We start from the raw sequence: 19,544 nt of genomic DNA, 5'->3' as shown, positions 1-19,544 counted from the left end.
TTTCTTAATAATTTCCTATTGGGGGTGTTCATTTTGTCTTCATTCGATGAAATTGTTAATCGCAGGGGAACAGATAGTTTTAAGTGGGATATGATTTTAAATATACACGGTGATGATATACTCCCTATGTGGGTTGCAGATATGGATTTTAAAACTTCGGAGAAGATTATAAAAGCACTTATCGATAGGGCAAATCACGGTATCTTTGGTTATACCTACCGCTCGGAAGAATATTACGAAGCAATCACTAACTGGTACAAGTCAAGGTACGAGGTTGAAATTGAAAAAGAGTGGATTGTTAATGGTCCAGGGGTTGTCCCTATGATATCGTTCGTAATAAATATATTCACACAGCCCGGAGACAAAGTCATCATACAAACACCAGTTTATCCACCTTTTTTCAGAGTAGTTGAAAACAACGGAAGAAAAATAGTTGAAAATAAACTTATCAAAAAAGATGGAAAATGGCTAATAGATTATGAAAATCTCGAAAAATCAGTAGATAATAGAACGAAAATGTTAATCCTCTCAAACCCACATAATCCGGTTGGAAGAGTATGGAGTATCGAAGAACTCACAAAGTTATACGAAATAGCAAGGAGATATAATCTTGTAATCGTGTCTGATGAAATCCACGGCGATATCGTCTATAGTCCCTCCAAATTCACAAGTTTTTTAAAAATAGCGAAAGATAATGTTATCGTACTGAATTCACCAGGGAAAACGTTTAATATAGCCGGATTGCCAAATGCGTACGGTATCATTCCAGATAAAGCTTTAAGGCAGGCTTATAAAAATTACATCGAAAACCTTGAGCTTTTAATTGGAAACATTTTTTCTTTAGAGGCATTGAAATCTGCTTACAATTCACCTGAATGGGTAGATGAGTTAGTTGAGTATTTAAAAAACAACAGAGATTACGCTTATAAATACATTAAAAGGAATTTACCACTTCTTGAACCGTCACTTCCGGAAGGTACTTACCTTATGTGGATCGATTGTTCAAAAGCTAACTTGGAAAATCCATACGAATTCTTTTTAAAAAATGCACGCGTTTATTTAAACGATGGTGCAGAGTTTGGTGATAAAAATTGTGTCAGGCTCAATTTTGCATGTCCTAGGAGCCTGTTAAATGATGGACTTGAAAGAATGAAAAAAGCGTATGACAACGCCTTAGAATTTGAGGCATTTAGATTACCAGATGAAAGGTTTGAGATATGTCGTAATATAAGAGAAGAAGTATTCGTAAATGAACAAAACATAGATAAAGAGCTTGAAATAGATGGAAAAGATGAAGAAGCCATTCACTTTATTTTAAAGCACTTCTCAAAACCCGTTGCGGTAGCGAGGGCAAGAGATATAGGAGATTACTGGAAAATAGAACGTGTTGCTGTACTTTTGAATTATCGTGGGTACGGATATGGAAAGATGATAATGGAGCACATTGAAATGTTTCTAACAAGTTTGGAAAATAAAAAGATCGTCCTAAACGCTCAAAAACAGGTTAAAGACTTTTATGAAAAACTGGGATATAAACAAGTTGGGGAAGAATTTTACGAAGCCGGTATACCACATGTAAGAATGGAGAAAAGAGTATGAAAATTGAGACATCAAAAACCATCGTAATATTATTTTTATTGACATTTGTATCGATTTTTGCCGATTTTACCGATTTTAATCTTATTGATGAAACTCAATACGACTTAAATCACTTGATTTACAATAGCGATTTTATAACCAATCCGCTTACCATGTTAAGTGGTTTGTCTTTTTTGCTCGATGAACATATAAACAAATCTGTTCCTAAATCATCATTTTTAAACTTTTGGGATACTTTTGACACCCTAGAATTTTCGCTGCTTGCTTTGACTACAGCGTTAATAATCTATCCATTTGATAATTACACTGCGTTTACAGTTGTTGAAAGCTTCGCCGTAAGTGCCGGGTTAACCGCTTTAATCAAAGTTCTCATAGGTCGCGCAAGACCTTACAATAATTTAGGTGCGTTTGTTTTTGAACCATTTAATCTTAACCGTGATTACCAATCATTCCCTTCGGGACACAGTGCACTTAGCTGGGCTATTTTTACACCTGTTGCCAAAAGATTCGGAGATATATGGTACGCAATTCCAGTCGTATTTTCGTTGCAACGAGTTTGGTCCAACAATCATTGGGCTTCCGATGTGTTGTTTGGCGCTTCGATAGGTTATAACATAGGAAGCCAATTTTACGATGCAAGAAAGGGGGAATAAAATTTAAAATGTACATATACGAATACGATAAAACTATCCCATTCAACTTAAAGAAGGAAGAGAAAGAAGGTTATACACTTCTGACATTTGATACTGTTTACGAACCAGATATACCTGAATCAAAGAGAATTTACGTTTATCAATACCATGCACAGAATCCATGGATGAAGATGATTTTTCTGCATGGTATCGGAAACGGTCATATTCCTTATCTAATGTGGTTTGGTGAACATTTTGCAAAAGAGGGCATCGAAACATTCTTTGTAATCCACCCATACCATGCGGAACGTGCGAAACCAGAATGGGAAGGTGGCGAACCATTCTTTCACCATTCACCAGCTCATTGTATAGTAAGGTTTCATCAAGCTATAAAAGACGTTAGAAGGACTGTGGATTTGTTAGAAAGCGATGAATCTTTCAAACACTTGCGAAGACTGCCTTTAAGCGTTATGGGTTTCAGTTTCGGTGGAATGATAACCACTATGACTTTAGCATTAGACAAAAGATTTGACGCCGGTGTACTCGCGTTTACCGGCGGTGATTGGCGATGGATAAACTGGTACTCTCCTTACGTGGAACCTGTAAGACAAGGTTACGCAAAGTACAGCAACGAATGGGGCTGCAAAGATGAACAAAAGTGTATTGAATTAAGAAAAGAAAGCAGAAAAAAAGTACATGTCCTCAAGTCAATAGAACAAATATTCGAACTTAAGCCCACTTGCTTCCATTACGATCCAATATCGTACGCTGTTTTTGTTAATCAACCAGTTTTGATGTTCCAAGGCGTATTTGACAAAGTTATCCCTTCACAAGCATCAAATGGACTTTTTAGATTATTACCAAACGCTAAAAAAGTCGTAGTTCTATCTGGACACAAATCTTCGTATATTTTCAGAAGATTTATCTCGAGAAATACGGTGAAGTTTTTAAACAATATAATTATGGAAAAAGCCGTATAGAGTTTAAATTTATCTCGCAGACACACTCTTTGCCTTCTTTTTCAATGAGAGTATAACACCCAAAGCTACCGATAACAACGCTGCAACAAGCACTCTATAAGACGATGGAAGTAAAAACGTCACAGTATGAGCAGGTATCCAGAAAAACGGAATGGTCTTCAAGACAACAAAATTGGCAAATGTCTTCCAGTCGATATACGATAGGGCTTTATCTAAATTAATTTTTAACATTTTAGATAATTTCCCTTCGGATAAATCAATATAAGCATCTGTTATACGATGAAACGCCATAAACGTTGGTGCAAATATTAAATTCATCAGTACACTTGTGTAAAACGCTTGGAAAAATTTTCTTGCGTTTGAATAGTATGGGAGCAAATTTTTATCAAGTAAAGCTGTGGTACCACTTCCAAATAATTCAAAAACGGCAACAAAAACTATCCCAAGAAATCCCCAAACTATAAACCTGTAAATTAAGCCAACTGGCATTACATAACGACCTTTAATTATCCTTAAAGCTAATATCTCGCCGAATGTTGCAAGTATTCCAACTTTAAGAAAACCTAATATATACGGATGAGCTGCGTTAAAAATTAAGTACGCAGCTCTTGTTTTATCGTATATGAGTAAGAAAGCCAAAAGAATAAAGAAAAGTATGGAAAACATATCCGCTTTTTTCAAAACGCTCCCCCCTCAAAATATGTAATTTTCAAATCAACTATTTCAAACCAATTATCGCTGCAAACCTCTTCTTTGTATTTTCCTTTCGATAAGAGTAAAAATACTCTGTGTGTTTGTAAGTATCAATCATGGAGAACTCGATGTGCTCTACTCCTACAGACTTAAGTGTCAGCTCCACAGCCTTCCAAAGATCCACGTGAACTTTGCTCCCAAATTCTTTTATAACTTCCCTACCGAATTTTAAGAAAAACTTCTCAGCAACATCTTCGCCCACTTCAAAACTATCTGGTCCTATGGAAGGTCCAACTGTAACGAATATATCTTGCGGAGAAGAATTAAACTCTTCGTTCATTTTCAAAATAAGTTCTTTCGCAATTTCAATTAACGTCCCTCTCCATCCGGAATGCGCAACACCTATAACCTCATTATTTGGATCGTAAGCTAATATCGGCATACAATCCGCATAAGTTGTTACAAGAAACAATCCTCTTTCATTTGTGATAAGTCCATCAACTTCTCTTAGCTTCCTTTCCCAATACGGCTCACCAATATCTTCCGACGTAACAACCTTGATGTTCTTGCTATGCACCTGATGAGAAAATACACACCTTTGAGGTGAAATATTGACACATTTGGTTAAAAACTCAAAATGTTTAGGAAATTCATCATTTTTAACGGACATATCCAATTCGCCCAATTCTTTCTTGGCTTCATCATCCTTTATTATCCGTGTAGTGAATAAGTGTTCGATGCCTTCGAACTGCAAAAACATAGGCGATTGGGCTATTATCGTACCATCAATTTCTTTTAGAATATAATTCCCAACATGAAACTTCATCTGGTCACCTCCGCGTTTTAGAAAAGCAATCATAAAAGTCAAAACAATTATACATTCTTTTTTGCTTATTTCAAATTTTTCCAAAGACTTTTTGGATGTGTAAAGACGTAATTTTAAGCTATGAAAATGTAATTTTTCTCGGCTATAGCTCTTTAAATCTCTTCTATGCTTTTGAATGCATTTTTTTAATTGCACCGTTAACATTAGAAATAAAGTGGTAATAGTGTTATACTGAATATTGGAAAAATCTTTTTTCTAAACCACTAAAACTATTACAAAATGAAAGGGGGCATTTACCTTGAAAGTCATAACCCACGACGAAGCAATTAAGTTTATAAAACCAGGAATGACAATTATGATTGGTGGTTTTTTGGGTGTTGGCACACCTGAAGGCATTATCGATAAGATCGTTGAAAATAGGATAGACAATCTTACAGTCATAGCAAACGATACTGCGACTCCAGAACGTGGTATTGGGAAACTGATTGTAAATAAACTCTGTAAAAAAGTCATTGTTTCACACATTGGGACAAACCCAGAAACCCAAAGACAGATGATAGCTGGTGAACTCGAAGTTGAACTCGTACCTCAAGGAACACTAGCAGAACGTGTGCGCGCTGGTGGAGCAGGACTTGGTGGAATCTTAACACCGACTGGTGTCGGAACAATAGTTGAAAATGGCAAGCAAATTATAGAGATTGAAGGGAAAAAGTATCTTCTCGAATTACCACTCAAAGCGGATGTCGCTTTAATAAAAGCAAAAAAGTGTGATTATTATGGAAATTTGGTATACAACTTTACAGCGGAAAATTTCAATCCGCTTATGGCTATGGCAGCAGAATTGGTCATAGTCGAAGTTGAAGAAATAGTTCCTGTAGGAGCGATAGCACCAAACGAAGTTAGAACACCCGGTGTATTAATAGATTACGTTGTCGTAGCGGGGGTGAAGTGATATGCCAGTTGATCCAAAAGAAAAAATAGCTAAAAGAGTTGCTCAAGAACTAAAGGAAGGAGATCTGGTAAACCTTGGTATAGGCTTACCAACGTTGGTTGCGAATTATATACCAAAAGGAGTGCATGTGTTCTTCCAAAGTGAGAATGGAATAATAGGAATGGGACCTGAACCAGAAGAAGGTTTTGAAAATAAAGATTTAACAAACGCAGGGGCAGGCTTTGTAACAGCTTTACCGGGAGCCATGACATTTGATAGTGCCTTTTCTTTTGCGATGATTAGAGGCGGACATCTCGATGTAACTGTACTTGGTGGATTGCAAGTAGACGAAGAAGGACATTTGGCAAATTGGATGATACCCGGCAAAATGATTCCAGGTATGGGTGGCGCAATGGATTTAGTAACAGGTGCAAAGAGAGTTATTGTTGCAATGACGCATACCGCTAAAGGCGAACCAAAAATACTTAAAAAATGTACATTACCACTAACATCTATAAGAAGAGTTGACTTAGTGGTAACCGAGTTAGCCGTGATAAGACCTACAGATGAAGGGTTAGTACTCGAAGAAATAGCAGAAGAAACCACTTTGGAAGAAGTAATTAAATTAACGGAAGCAAAGTTAATAGTATCCGAAAATCTCAGAAGATTCTGAGAAAACAATTGATTTGATTTTTCGAGTCCTGCAGGAAGGTTTGGGGGTGAATGTAATGTCAAATAATTCAGATAACATAGAATTTCCAAAAGCTGTGATTAGACTTAGAATGAGCCAAGCAGATGCACACTACGGTGGAAATCTTGTTGATGGTGCGAAGATGCTCCAGCTTTTTGGAGATGTGGCAACAGAGCTTCTTATCAGGTTTGATGGAGATGAAGGTTTGTTCAGAGCATACGATAACGTAGAATTCCTTGCACCAGTGTACGCTGGGGATTACATAGAAGCACGTGGTGAAATTGTTGAAGTTGGCAGAACTTCGAGAAAAATGAAATTCGAAGCGTACAAAGTAATAAGGTCAAGACCTGATATAAACGATAGTGCAGCGGAGGTACTTGAAGAACCCATATTAGTCTGCAAAGCAAGTGGAACTTGTGTTGTACCAATTGAGAAGCAAAGATATAAACATGAGAAATGAATAAAGTATCTGCGAGGTGGATAATATGGAAAAGCTTATAATTACCGTTGCTGTAACAGGTGCTGAAGTAACCAAACAACAGCAACCGAATTTACCTATAACTCCAGACGAAATTGCGGAAGATGTTTACAGGTGCTGGAAGGCTGGTGCATCAATTGCTCATATACACGCACGCCTTCCGGATGGCACTCCAACACAGTCTAAAGAAGTTTACGCTGAGATAAAACGTAAGATAAGAGAAAAAGGTTGCGATATCATTATCCAATTTTCAACAGGTGGGGCAGTTTGGCATAAACCTGAAGAGAGAATCCAATGCCTTGACGCAGAACCAGAAATGGCAACTCTTTCGGCTGGTTCATGTAATTTTGGCGATGACGTATTCATGAATTCACCATCGTTTATGGAACTATTAGCCATGCGTATGAAAGAGAAAGGAATAAAACCCGAGATAGAAGTGTTCGAACCTGGAATGATAGAAAACGCATTGAGACTTGTAAAGAAAGGTTTACTTGAATTGCCTTTACACTTCGATTTTGTCTTAGGTGTACCTGGTGCGATGACTGGAAATATAGAAGACCTTGTTTTCTTAGTCAACAAATTACCAGAAGGCTGTACATGGTCAGTTGCCGGTATAGGTAGATACGAATTACCGTTAGCCGTACATGCCATCGTTATGGGAGGTCATGTACGGGTAGGTTTCGAAGATAACATATATTACCGAAAAGGTGAACTTGCCACATCAAATGCCCAATTGGTAGAGCGAATTGTGAGAATTGCACACGAAGTTGGAAGGGAAATTGCAACTCCAGATGAAGCAAGGAAAATTCTCGGCATTAGGAGGGAAGATAAATGAAAAATGTAAAGGGTTGCCCATTTGGCACGCATAGAGTTATCGAACCGAAAGGTACACTCCCACAAGCAGCACTTAAGATAGACAACGACATGGAAATATACAGAAATGAAATGCTTATCGATGTGAAAACACTCAACGTCGATTCCGCAAGTTTTACGCAAATTGAAGAGTCATGCCATGGCAACGTTGAATGTATTAAAGATACCATATTAAAAATTGTTCAAGAACGTGGAAAGTTGCAAAACCCAGTTACCGGTTCCGGTGGAATGCTCATCGGTGTTATCGAGGAAATCGGTCCAGACTTTCCCACAGATTTAAAAGTCGGAGATAAGATAGCAACACTTGTGAGCTTGTCCTTAACTCCCTTAAGAATCGATGAGATTATAAAAGTCAATGTGGAGACAGATCAGGTTGATATAAAGGGAAAAGCTATACTCTTTGAGAGCGGTATTTACGCAAAATTACCAGATGATATACCAGAAAAATTAGCTCTTGCCGTTCTTGATGTAGCAGGTGCACCAGCGCAAACACAAAAACTCGTTAAACCAGGGATGACCGTTTGCATAATCGGTGGCGGTGGAAAATCTGGTGTACTTTGCGCGTACGAAGCAATGAAAGCTGTCGGAAAAGATGGAAAAGTCATAGTTGTTGAATACTCACCAGAAAACGCAAAACGTATAGAAGATTTGAAATTGGCGCACCATGTGATAATTGCCGATGCGACCAAACCTGTGGAAGTATACCAAAAGGTAATGGAAGTTACAGGTGGTAAATACTGTGATGTTGTTATAAACAACGTCAACGTGCCAACAACTGAGATGTCATCGATACTTATTACAAAAGACGAAGGCATAGTTTACTTCTTCAGTATGGCAACTTCGTTTACGAGAGCTGCACTTGGAGCGGAAGGTGTTGGAAAAGATGTGACAATGATAATAGGAAATGGATACACAAAAGGACATGCTGAAGTTGCACTTAATATATTGAGAGAATCAAGAGAAATAAGAGAATTATTTGAAAAATTATATGTATAAAATAGACAAATTTTGGCAAATTTTTGGAGGTGCTTGTGATGGCAAGGTATTTTAAAGACATTCCTCTTTGGAAAAACGTGACAGAGGAAGAATGGAATGACTGGCGATGGCAAATTAGAAACAGGATAATGGATGTTGACACGTTAAAGCAAGTTATTAACCTCACACCAGAAGAGGAAGAAGGTGTGAGAAACGCGCTCAAGACATTAAGAATGGCTATAACACCTTATTATGCAAGCCTTATGGATCCAGACAACCCAAAATGTCCAATTAGAAGACAGGCAGTACCCACTGCGAAGGAACTTTTCACATCGCAATGGGATATGACGGATCCACTCCACGAAGATGAAGATTCACCAGTGCCCGGTCTTACACACAGATATCCAGACCGCGTACTCATGTTAGTTACAGACATGTGTTCTATGTACTGTAGACACTGTACAAGGAGAAGATTTGCGGGTCAACACGATAGGGCAAGAACCAAACAGGAAATTGATGCGATGATTGAATACGTAAGAGAAACTCCACAAGTGAGAGACGTTCTCATATCAGGTGGAGACGGTTTGCTCGTTGGAATTGAGATGTTAGAATATATCCTCAAAGAATTGAGGAAAATAAAACATGTTGAAATCATCAGAATTGGTACAAGAACTCCAGTAGTGCTGCCACAAATGATAACACCTGAACTGACAAACATGTTAAAGAAATATCATCCAATTTGGATAAATACACACTTTAACCATCCAAAAGAAATAACACCAGAATCATCAAGGGCATGTGAAATGTTAGCAGATGCCGGAATACCCCTTGGGAATCAATCTGTTTTACTGAGAGGTATAAATGACAGTCCTTACATAATGATGGAGCTCGTTCACCAACTCGTTAAAATCCGTGTGAGACCTTACTACATCTACCAGTGTGACCTTTCACAAGGCTTAACTCATTTCAGAACATCTGTTAAAAAAGGACTTGAGATAATGGAAGCACTGATTGGTCACACATCAGGCTTCTGCGTTCCATGGTTTGTTGTTGACGCGCCAGCTGGCGGTGGAAAGATAAGAGTTATGCCCAATTACGTCATATCAATGTCAGACCATACAGTCATACTGAGAAACTACGAAGGTGTTATCGTCGCATACCATGAACCAGAAGACACGGAAAGCGACGTTGATGATAGCGAATACAGAGAAAAATACAAATTCTCAGGCGTTGCTTCACTCTTCACCGATAAGAAAATAAGTATCGAGCCCGCACACCTTGAAAGACATGAAAGAATAAAAGAATGGAAGGAAAAGAAAGGCAAATAAGAGGAGTGAGATATATGGATATAAACGATTTCTACATTGGTCAGGAATACATAGTTAAGAGAATAGTTACAGATGAAATGGTAAAATTATTTGCTGAAGCAACTGGAGATAAGAATCCTGTGCATCTTGATGAAGAATACGCAAAAAATACAATATTTGGCAGAAGGATAGCACACGGCATACTTTCACTTGGAATAATCTCATCAGTACTCGGTACAGAATTCCCGGGCGCTGGGACAATATACTTAATGCAAAATGCAAAGTTTAAAAGACCAGTTTACGTTGGCGAAGAAGTAACGGTTAAACTCATAGTAAAAGAAATAGATAAAGATAAAAGAAGAATATTGCTTGACACCGTTGTTGTTAAAGAAAATGGCGAAAGTGCTATCGAGGGAGAGGCTTTAGTGAAAATATAATGGTATCCGACGTATTCAACGAAGATAAAGGAAAACTCATTAACGCTGTCTTAAATTCTAAAACTTTAGCCATTATTGGTTTAGAAAAAAACACTGGAAAGACTGAGACGCTCAACTTTGTGGTTGAAAATATAAAATCCAAAAGAAAAATAGGATTAACATCAATAGGCACGGACGGTGAGGAAAAAGATATTGTATTTGGGACCCTCAAACCGTCCGTGTATGTTGATGAAAATTTTCTGTACACGACAACGGAAGTTTTTTTCAAACAAAAGAAGTTACTCTCTGAAATTATACACGTTTCAAAGCAATCAACCCCAACTGGTAGATTAATAATAGCGAGGGCTCTTGAAAAGGGAAAGATAATCCTTTCTGGCCCACAATCGACACATTGGATGCAAGAAATTGTAAAATTTCTGAGCAATTACACCGATATAGTCGTAATAGATGGTGCGCTTTCACGCTTTAGCCAAGGTAATCCCTCAATCGCAGATAGTATAGTATTGGCAACAGGCGCGGCATATTCTATCGAGAAAAGGGAGATAGTGAAACACACAAGGTATATCTACACACTATGTAACCTTCCACAAGTTGACGAAGAAAGTCGTAAAGTTCTCGAAAAATCACAGAATATATGTATAAAACTAAACAACGAATGGAAAGAAACAGAGTTAACTTCTGTATTGAACATTCAAAAAATCAAGGAAACGATTGGTGATAATTTTGAGGCAATATACATCCCAGGAGCGCTTACTGATAACGCTGTTAAATTGATAAAAGACAAAGAGATAATAGTGCGTGACTTCACAAAGATATTTGTAACATACGATAGTTTTGTGAAGTACAAACCGAACATAAAAGTGTTAGCAAAGACAAATATAATAGGGATAACCGTTAACCCCGTTTCACCAAATGGATATATTCTTGATTCGGAGACATTGATAAACGAACTGAAAGAGTATATAAGCGATATACCAATAATAGATGTCCGAAAGTAAGACTCAAAGTGAAATTCGAAGTTCGAAGGTGAGAAGGTGAATTACACAAATTTAACGACGATTCCCAAAAAACGGGAAGATTTTGAAAGACTCATTGGATTTGACTATATAAAATCACTGCTTGACCCAAAAACACCTTATGGACAAAAATATTTTCAACATCTTGTGCCACTGAGTTTTGAAAACATTCTTACTCATCATAGTGACGTTGAAGAACTTATCAAAACTTTTCAAAATGAAAAATTCTTAGAGGATATACTCAATAATCTTGAGTGTGTTTTAGACGTATCACACACGTTTGAGCGTATAAAAAATAAAGAAATTTTGGATGAAATAGAACTTTTTGAACTAAAGAATTACGTGCTTGTTGTTGATAGTATACGCGAAATGATAAAAAATCATCTTCCAAAAAAATTTGTACCACCAGAATTAACGGATGTTATAGATTTATTAGATCCAGAAGGTTTGAGAATGCCAACTTTTTACATATACGACGCATACAGCAAAGAACTTGCGGAGATAAGAAAGAAAAAAAGAGAATTGTTGAAAAGCGAAAATAATTGTGAAGACGAAATACTTGCACTTACAGAAAAGGAAAGCCAAATTGAAAAGATGATTTTGGAAGAAATAAGCCAAAGATTGTCAAATTACCACCATATAATAAGCGAATCGATAGAGAAGATAAAATACCTTGATGTAATACTCACAAAAACAAGACTATCGGAAGAACTCGGATTATCTTGCCCACAGATTACAAGAGAAAAAAACAGAAGTATAAAAATAAAGGGTATGTTTAATCCAAAGTTGAAAAGTGAACTTGAAAAATTAGGAAAAACATATCAACCAGTTGATATAGAAATTACTCCGGGTGTCACGGTAATGGTCGGTGCAAATATGTCTGGAAAGAGTGTAGTACTCAGAACCGTTGCGCTAATCCAATATATGGCTCAACTTGGTTTCTTTGTACCAGCTCAGTCTTGTGAATTAACTTATGTTGATAATATTTCAATAATAGCTGAAGACAATCAAAAACCACTCTCCGGACTTTCTTCATTTGGAGCGGAGATATTGTTAATCAACGAAGCACTAAAAGAAACTGAAGGGAAAACAAGTTTAATTTTAATAGACGAACCAGCTCGTACAACAAATCCATACGAAGGAACAATTATCGTAAACGCCTTAGTTAAATTATTCGAAAAGAATAAATCTTACACAATCATTGTCACGCATTTCGATGACATACAAGCAAGAAGAAGACTTAGGATAAAAGGTCTAAAAGAGAAGTTATTAAAAGATAAAAGCAATCGTAATTCGGAAGACATTATAAACAATTTGCAAGATTACATAGATTATCAGATAATTCAAGCAGACAATTCAACTGTTCCAAAGGATGCTATAAAGATAATGGAATTACTCAATATAGATGAAAAAATAATGAGGTTAGTTAAAGAAATTAAAATTTAAAAGGAGAGGGAGGCATAGAGATGGAAAGCAAACTCGGTCTTGATCCAAAGAAGATAGAAAAGGCAAGGCAATTAGCCCGTGATATAGCCTTAGACGTTGTGAATTTCGTCAGGAAGTACTCAACTGTAAGCGTTGAAAGAACTATATGCAGATTCTTCGGAATAGATGGTGTTAACAACGAAGATATTCCTCTTCCAAACGTCGTGGTTGATCATTTAAAAGAAAAAGGCGCACTCAGCAACGGCGTGGCTCTCTATCTAGGTAACGCAATTCTTGAGACCGGTATGACTCCACAGGAAATCGCGCAACAAATTGCCGATGGTAAACTCGATTTAACTAAATTACCTATGCACAATATAGATGAAATAAAAGCACAAGTCAATAAGATTGCTGATAACACTATAAAGATTATCGATGAAAAAAGAATGGAAAGAGAAAAAATGATAAAAGAGCTTGGAGACCCGATGCAACCTTACATATACGTTATCGTTGCAACGGGAAATATCTACGAAGACGTTATACAAGCGCAAGCTGCGGTAAGACAAGGTGCAGATATAATCGCGGTTATCCGCTCAACCGCCCAGAGCTTGCTTGATTACGTACCTTACGGTGCAACAACCGAAGGTTTCGGCGGAACGTTTGCAACACAGGAAAACTTTAGAATAATGAGGAAAGCTTTAGATGAAGTTGCAAAGGAAGTTGGAAGGTACATAAGGCAGACCAATTACAGCTCGGGTTTGTGTATGCCTGAAATAGCTGCATTAGGTGCGCTCGAGAGATTAGACGTAATGCTAAACGACGCGCTTTATGGAATACTATTCAGGGACATAAACATGATAAGAACCATGGTTGACCAATATTTCTCAAGGATAATACTTGGTTACGCTGGAATTATCATAAACACTGGTGAAGATAACTACCTCACAACGGCAGATGCCTACGAACAAGGATACACAGTTATCTCTTCACAGCTCATAAACGAACAACTTGCACTGCTTGCCGGCATTCCAGAAGAGCAGATGGGACTTGGTCACGCGTTTGAAATGGACCCATGGCTTGAAAACGGATTCTTATACGAGCTCGCACAAGCTCAGCTTTCAAGAGAGCTATTCCCGAAAGCTCCTCTTAAATACATGCCACCAACAAGATTCATGACCGGTAATATTTTCAGAGGACTTGTCCAAGACGCGATGTTCAACGTTATAGGTATATGGACAAAACAAGGTATCCAATTGCTCGGTATGATGACGGAAGCAATACATACGCCGTTCCTCTCTGATAGATACGTAGCTATCGAAACGGCAAAGTATATATTCAACAACATGAGGAATTTAGGCGATGAAGTCGTATTCAAACAAGATGGAATAATCCAAAGAAGGGCAAAAGAAGTACTTGACCAAGCGATAGAACTATTGGAAAAAATGAGGGAAGATGGGCTATTCAAATCACTTGAGAAAGGAGTATTCGCAAACACAAAAAGACCAATCAAAGGTGGAAAAGGACTCGACGGAGTATTCGAAAAAGGCAAGTATTATTACAACCCATTTGAAGAAAAGCTATTGAAACACTAACTTGCGTTTACTCGGAAGGGGGAATTCCATGTCTGGAGGATTATACTCACTTGAAAAGAAAGATTTTGACAAGACGCTCAATTTAAAAGCGATAAAACCTTACGGAGACACAATGAACGATGGAAAAGTACAGGTAAGCTTTACGTTACCTGTACCAGATGGTGACGAAGCTGTTGAAGCCGCAAAGCAACTGATGAAAAAGATGGGGCTTGATAATCCCATGATAGTTTATCATCATCAACTTACACCAGGTTTCACATTCTTCATTGGATACGGTGATTGTGTACATACTATTGATTACACAGCGATAAGCGTGCCAAAAGTCGAAGTACACAGAATGACGATGGAAGAGATAGACGAATTCATTGAAAAGAACATAGGAAGGAAACTCATCGTCGTAGGTGCGACAACGGGAACAGATGCGCACACTGTTGGACTTGATGCGATACTCAACATGAAAGGTTTTGCAGGACATTATGGACTTGAAAGGTATAAGATGTTTGAAGTATACAACATGGGAAGTCAAGTACCAAACGAAGAATTCGTAGCGAAGGCAATAGAAGTAAAAGCCGACGCACTTTTGGTATCGCAAACAGTTACACAAAAGAACGTACACATTAAGAACCTGACAAATTTAATAGAAATCCTTGAAGCGGAAGGCATAAGAAAAGACGTAATTGTTGTTGTTGGTGGACCAAGAATAACACACGAACTTGCAAAAGAACTTGGTTTTGATGCGGGCTTTGGACCAGGAACATTTGCCGAAGACGTTGGTGCATTCATCGCACAAGAATGGGTGAGAAGGCATAAATAAGGTAAAAAATAAAAGCCCCCATAAAGGGGGCTCTATAACTGAGAAGTTCAATTTAGAAGACTTACCAGAATTTCTGTACTGAAAATTCTAATTTTGCTTTGGTGCCATCCTCTTTTACATCGGCATATTGTTTTACAACTCTTTCGACGTCAACATCAGTATTATCGTAAGTAAAATATACTTTGTAAACTCCGTTTGACGGTGCTGAAACTGTTATATCTGAAAAACCACTCGGTACAGAGCTTAAATACCCAGCTGCTTGGAGATCAGAAAGCTTCAAGGTACCTCCATTTGTTGTTAGATCTACATTATTTATTTTTCCTCGCTCAGTGTTCCATGCATTTTCAAATGCCGCCTTTATATTTCTAAAGTTCTGCGCCACTTGGCTTGCCTTTGCGTTCTTAACTGCGTTAAGCGCAAGTGGTGTTGCGACTGCCATAAGCGCTGCAATAACCGCTAATACTATCAAAAGTTCAACCAACGTAAAACCTTTTCTCATAATACCTACCTCCTTTTTTAAGATTTGGAATCACACTTTAATTATAACACAAGATTTTCCAAAGTTAAATTATTCGAAAATAAACAGCACAATTTTGATGTTAAATTACATGTTTAAAAAGATGAAATGCAAAAATTACAGGTTAAATGATTTTTTCATTTTTTTACTTTTTCAGTGTAAATTCGAAGACAATAACTTTATCTTGTATTTCTTTTACATAATTCATACCACTTGCTTTTACGTCTTCAATATCAACGTTTTTACCATTGTAGGTTATTTCTAACAACCAGGTATTGTTACCAGCTGATTTTATTGAAAGCGAAAAATCATCTGGAATTGATTTAATATATTCTTTGCTTATGAGGTTGGAGAAGTTGATCTCACGTTCTGGATTTTCTGGATTTTCCATATAGACTGGATTTTCTGGATTTTCCATATAGAAATAATTTTCAACCGCGGTTTTAATGTTCCTAAAATTCTGTGCAACTTGTGATGCTCTAGCTTTCTTTACCACATTTATGGCAAATGGAGTAACAACTACCATAAGTAGAGCAATGACAACTATCGCTATAAGAAGCTCAATGATTGTAAAACCTCTTTTGAATCCATTATACTTATCCGTGTCAGCCACTTCAATCACTTCCACTTTTAACAGTGTTAAACCTTTTGTATGTTGTTATTTTACCAAATATTTTCTAAAAAATTCACATCAAAATATATTCTGCTAATTTTTAAGTATGAAAGGCGTAATTACAACAGTAAAACGCAGCATTTCAAAGATAAACATTAGAAAAACAAAAAAGCCGTGCGATAACGCACAGCTCTAAAAATTTATTCTTTGTTATTCCCCGATTTGCATTCTAACAAATCTTGAAACTTGGATGTTTTCTCCAATCTTCGCGATTGCTTGTTGAATCATATCTTTAATTGTTACATTTTGGTCGAGAGCAAATTTTTGTTCAAGTAAGCAGTTGTCTTGATAGAAGCTTTCAAGCTTTCCTTCGATAATTTTTTCAATAACTTGCGCCGGTTTTCCTGAATCTTTGAGTTGTTCTCTGTATATTTCCTTTTCTTTTTCAATTACATCAGCTGGTACTTCTTCTCTTGTAACCCATCTTGGTGACATCGCTGCGATGTGCATAGCGATTTTGTTACCAAGTTCTTTGAAGTCATCTGTTCTCGCAACGAAGTCTGTTTCACAGTTGAGTTCAAGTAAAACTCCTATTTTGCCATTGTGGTGAACGTAAGAGATGATAAGACCCTCTTTTGTTTCTCTTCCAGCTTTCTTAGCTGCTTTTGCCAGTCCTTTTTTCCTAAGAATTTCTATAGCCTTTTCAAAATCGCCGTTTGCTTCAGCAAGTGCGTTTTTACAATCCATCATACCTGCGCCGGTTCTTTCCCTAAGTTCCTTAACCATTTGTGCACTAATTTCCATAGAACATACCTCCTCTATTGTGATTTATAAAATGTTATTTTATCTTAACCTCTCGCCATTCAGTATCTAACACCAAGATATAATTGTAACCTAATTCCGAAAGTATTTCAATACCTTTTTCTATTCCTTTGCCAATGTCTTCCAACTTATGCGCGTCAGAGCCTATCGTTATATTCCTCCCACCAAGCGATTTATACAACTTTAGAATATCGATACTTGGATTTGGTTCACCGTACAGTTTGATAGGTGAAACGTTAACCTCTAACATTTTTCCATTTGATATAACTATTTTTAGTATTTCGGTTATTATATCGTACAATTCTTTTGAAAATTCTTCTCTTTGCGGATGGTATCTTCTTGGAAAGTCCAAATGTGCCAACGCATGGTAACTGTCGAATCGTTTTACAATATCTAGCAACCTTAATAAGTAATTCTTATAACTTTCCTGCGTTATAGGTTCTTCCACGTAGTGATGTGCAAGTAATACATAATCAAATTTTGTCGTATCTATGTTGAGTTCTTTTATGCCATCCCAACCAAGTTCTACGCCAACAGGTAGCGAGTATTTTTCCATTTCTTTTCGATATGTCTCAATATCTATAACGTTGAAATGGCTATCGGCTAACTCATAATGGTCGGTAATAATTATATGTTCAATCCTCTTTTCTCTTGCCGTTTCCAATATTTCTTCTATAGTGCTATTGGAATCCGGTGAATAATTACTATGAATGTGATAATCAGCAATTATTTTTCGCATTAACTATTAACCTCCTCAATAGCCCTTATCAATTCTAAGAAAATTTGGTGTGGTTGTCCAACTTTTGATTTGTATTCTGGGTGGTATTGTACGCCGATAAAGAATGGATGACCTTCAATTTCTATCGCTTCAAGGAATTCGGATTCACCAGATATTACAAATTTGTATCCTTCTTCACCAGGTCGTTTAAACATCTCTGAAAATCTCTCTGTATCAACTTCATATCTGTGCCTGTGTCTTTCAAAGACTTCCTCTTGATTGTAAATGTTATAAAGTTTCGTACCTTTAAGCACTCTCATCTTTTGTGCACCAAGTCTCATCGTACCACCAAGGTTCATTATTTTCTTTTGCTCTTCCATCATATTTACAACCGGATAAGGAGTCGATTCATCGAACTCTGTAGAGTTCGCGCCTTTTAATCCCATAACATTCCTTGCAAATTCGATAGCCATGAGTTGCATACCTAAGCAAATACCTAAAATCGGTTTTTTGTTCTCTCTTGCATATTTTATTGCCTTTATTTTTCCTTCTATTCCCCTTCTTCCAAAACCTCCTGGAATTATCAATGCATCAAATGTGCTCAATTTCTGAGCAACGCCATCATCATCAAGCTCTTCTAATTCTTGTGCATCGACGACAACCGGTTTTTGAACTCCTGATAAAAATATCGATTCAATTATGCTTTTGTATGCATCGTCTGTCCCAAGGTACTTACCAATTAGTGCTATCCTATATGGTTTAAATGACTTTGGATATACCCAATTAAGTGGACCTTCATTTATTTCAATTCCCAGTTTTTTTGCGACAAGCTTGTGCACGCCTGCTTCGTATAACATTTCTGGTATTTGGTAAACATTTCCGATGTCCGGAAGATTTATAACCATTTCTCTTGGCACACCGCTGAAGAGCGCTATTTTATACAAACTTTGAGAATCAATTGGTAATTCGCTTCTGACAACAATAATGTCCGGTTGGATACCTATTTTTCTTAAAAGCTGGACAGATTGTTGGGTAGGTTTAGTTTTGAACTCGTTCGTCACCCTCAGATATGGAACATACGTGACGTGAACAAACAGGAAATCATTTCTATTTTTTTCAAACGCGAGTTCTCTGACAGCTTCTAAGAACACTTCACCTTCGATGTCTCCAACAGTTCCACCGATTTCTATAGATAGTACTTTTCCTGGCATTGTCGTTATTCTTTCTTTTATCTCCGATGTAACGTGTGGAACAACCTGAACTGTTGAGCCTAAGTATTTTCCCTCACGTTCCCTTTGAATTATAGTAGAATATACCTGACCTGCGGTGATGTTGTTTTTTCTTGTCATACTGACACCTAAGAATCTCTCGTAATGTCCCAAATCAAGATCTGCTTCGTAACCATCATCAGTCACAAAAACCTCACCATGCTGGTTCGGATTCATCGTCCCAGCATCTACGTTTAAATACGGATCTATTTTGAGAACATTTATATCAACTCCAACTTCTTTTAATACTCTTGAAAGCGATGCGGAAAAAATACCCTTACCTATGCCACTTAAAACACCACCAGTAACAACTATGTACTTTTCGGGCATTTTAATC

At 37.2% G+C, this 19,544-nt stretch carries 21 protein-coding genes; 14 read left to right on the top strand and 7 right to left on the bottom strand.

From position 1 onward, the window contains the following. Positions 1-33: 33 nt before the first annotated feature. From FNOD_RS01125 to FNOD_RS01115, 3 genes are read left to right on the top strand one after another with little or no spacing between them, the layout of a single operon-like run. Positions 34-1,599, top strand: a complete 1,566-nt coding sequence (locus tag FNOD_RS01125; RefSeq protein WP_011993407.1) for a PatB family C-S lyase — start codon at positions 34-36, stop codon at positions 1,597-1,599. Then, on the top strand, positions 1,596-2,252 hold the full coding sequence (locus tag FNOD_RS01120) for a phosphatase PAP2 family protein (RefSeq protein ID WP_011993406.1): 657 nt from the start codon (positions 1,596-1,598) through the stop codon (positions 2,250-2,252). The genes FNOD_RS01125 and FNOD_RS01120 overlap by 4 nt, the downstream gene beginning before the upstream one ends. A gap of 8 nt (positions 2,253-2,260) precedes the next feature. Then, a complete protein-coding gene (locus FNOD_RS01115; RefSeq protein ID WP_011993405.1) occupies positions 2,261-3,211 on the top strand; it encodes an alpha/beta hydrolase in 951 nt (316 codons plus the stop codon). A 9-nt stretch (positions 3,212-3,220) separates the two neighbouring features. On the opposite strand, the gene FNOD_RS01110 is transcribed toward FNOD_RS01115, so the two are convergent. Then, on the bottom strand, positions 3,221-3,892 hold the full coding sequence (locus tag FNOD_RS01110; RefSeq protein ID WP_011993404.1) for an Mpv17/PMP22 family protein: 672 nt from the start codon (positions 3,890-3,892) through the stop codon (positions 3,221-3,223). A 37-nt stretch (positions 3,893-3,929) separates the two neighbouring features. Further along, the gene (gene pgeF, locus FNOD_RS01105; RefSeq protein ID WP_011993403.1) at positions 3,930-4,730 is read right to left on the bottom strand and encodes a peptidoglycan editing factor PgeF; all 801 of its coding nucleotides are present in this window, start codon (positions 4,728-4,730) and stop codon (positions 3,930-3,932) included. 298 nt (positions 4,731-5,028) lie between these two features. Here pgeF and atoD point away from each other — a divergent pair, with 298 nt between their 5' ends. From atoD to kamE, 11 genes are read left to right on the top strand one after another with little or no spacing between them, the layout of a single operon-like run. Then, positions 5,029-5,682 (top strand): acetate CoA-transferase subunit alpha, encoded by a 654-nt coding sequence (gene atoD / locus FNOD_RS01100; RefSeq protein WP_011993402.1) that lies wholly within the window; start codon positions 5,029-5,031, stop codon positions 5,680-5,682. A gap of 1 nt (position 5,683) precedes the next feature. Further along, positions 5,684-6,334, top strand: coding sequence for a 3-oxoacid CoA-transferase subunit B (locus FNOD_RS01095; RefSeq protein ID WP_011993401.1), 651 nt, complete (start codon positions 5,684-5,686; stop codon positions 6,332-6,334). Between the two features lie 55 nt (positions 6,335-6,389). After that, on the top strand, positions 6,390-6,812 hold the full coding sequence (gene kal / locus FNOD_RS01090) for a 3-aminobutyryl-CoA ammonia lyase (protein ID WP_011993400.1): 423 nt from the start codon (positions 6,390-6,392) through the stop codon (positions 6,810-6,812). A 25-nt stretch (positions 6,813-6,837) separates the two neighbouring features. Beyond that, on the top strand, positions 6,838-7,665 hold the full coding sequence (gene kce / locus FNOD_RS01085) for a 3-keto-5-aminohexanoate cleavage enzyme (protein ID WP_011993399.1): 828 nt from the start codon (positions 6,838-6,840) through the stop codon (positions 7,663-7,665). Further along, the gene (gene kdd, locus FNOD_RS01080) at positions 7,662-8,699 is read left to right on the top strand and encodes an L-erythro-3,5-diaminohexanoate dehydrogenase (RefSeq protein WP_011993398.1); all 1,038 of its coding nucleotides are present in this window, start codon (positions 7,662-7,664) and stop codon (positions 8,697-8,699) included. Before kce ends, kdd begins: the two co-directional genes overlap by 4 nt. Before the next feature lie 38 nt (positions 8,700-8,737). Further along, positions 8,738-10,006, top strand: a complete 1,269-nt coding sequence (kamA, locus tag FNOD_RS01075) for a lysine 2,3-aminomutase (protein ID WP_011993397.1) — start codon at positions 8,738-8,740, stop codon at positions 10,004-10,006. A 14-nt stretch (positions 10,007-10,020) separates the two neighbouring features. Continuing rightward, positions 10,021-10,422 carry a MaoC family dehydratase gene (locus FNOD_RS01070; protein ID WP_011993396.1) on the top strand — a complete coding sequence of 134 codons (402 nt, stop codon included), beginning with the start codon at positions 10,021-10,023 and terminating at the stop codon, positions 10,420-10,422. Further along, positions 10,422-11,420 (top strand): lysine 5,6-aminomutase reactivase subunit KamB, encoded by a 999-nt coding sequence (gene kamB / locus FNOD_RS01065; protein ID WP_011993395.1) that lies wholly within the window; start codon positions 10,422-10,424, stop codon positions 11,418-11,420. The genes FNOD_RS01070 and kamB overlap by 1 nt, the downstream gene beginning before the upstream one ends. Positions 11,421-11,456: 36 nt before the next feature. After that, a complete protein-coding gene (gene kamC / locus FNOD_RS01060; RefSeq protein WP_011993394.1) occupies positions 11,457-12,884 on the top strand; it encodes a lysine 5,6-aminomutase reactivase ATPase KamC in 1,428 nt (475 codons plus the stop codon). 20 nt (positions 12,885-12,904) lie between these two features. Further along, the gene (gene kamD / locus FNOD_RS01055) at positions 12,905-14,455 is read left to right on the top strand and encodes a lysine 5,6-aminomutase subunit alpha (protein ID WP_011993393.1); all 1,551 of its coding nucleotides are present in this window, start codon (positions 12,905-12,907) and stop codon (positions 14,453-14,455) included. Positions 14,456-14,483: 28 nt separating this feature from the next. Continuing rightward, on the top strand, positions 14,484-15,269 hold the full coding sequence (gene kamE, locus FNOD_RS01050; RefSeq protein WP_011993392.1) for a lysine 5,6-aminomutase subunit beta: 786 nt from the start codon (positions 14,484-14,486) through the stop codon (positions 15,267-15,269). A gap of 61 nt (positions 15,270-15,330) precedes the next feature. On the opposite strand, the gene FNOD_RS01045 is transcribed toward kamE, so the two are convergent. From FNOD_RS01045 to FNOD_RS01025, 5 genes are all read right to left on the bottom strand, one after another. Next, positions 15,331-15,768, bottom strand: a complete 438-nt coding sequence (locus FNOD_RS01045) for a prepilin-type N-terminal cleavage/methylation domain-containing protein (RefSeq protein ID WP_011993391.1) — start codon at positions 15,766-15,768, stop codon at positions 15,331-15,333. 163 nt (positions 15,769-15,931) lie between these two features. Next, entirely contained in the window at positions 15,932-16,399 is a 468-nt protein-coding gene (locus FNOD_RS01040) for a type II secretion system protein (RefSeq protein WP_011993390.1), read from the bottom strand. Positions 16,400-16,609: 210 nt separating this feature from the next. Then, positions 16,610-17,203, bottom strand: a complete 594-nt coding sequence (tsf, locus tag FNOD_RS01035; RefSeq protein WP_011993389.1) for a translation elongation factor Ts — start codon at positions 17,201-17,203, stop codon at positions 16,610-16,612. A 34-nt stretch (positions 17,204-17,237) separates the two neighbouring features. Then, the gene (locus FNOD_RS01030; protein ID WP_011993388.1) at positions 17,238-17,960 is read right to left on the bottom strand and encodes a PHP domain-containing protein; all 723 of its coding nucleotides are present in this window, start codon (positions 17,958-17,960) and stop codon (positions 17,238-17,240) included. Next, a complete protein-coding gene (locus FNOD_RS01025) occupies positions 17,960-19,537 on the bottom strand; it encodes a CTP synthase (RefSeq protein ID WP_011993387.1) in 1,578 nt (525 codons plus the stop codon). Before FNOD_RS01025 ends, FNOD_RS01030 begins: the two co-directional genes overlap by 1 nt. Between the last annotated feature and the right edge of the window lie 7 nt (positions 19,538-19,544).

The sequence above is a fragment of the Fervidobacterium nodosum Rt17-B1 genome (assembly GCF_000017545.1).
Classification (GTDB): domain Bacteria; phylum Thermotogota; class Thermotogae; order Thermotogales; family Fervidobacteriaceae; genus Fervidobacterium; species Fervidobacterium nodosum.
This window is presented reverse-complemented; position numbering and strand designations above follow the sequence as displayed.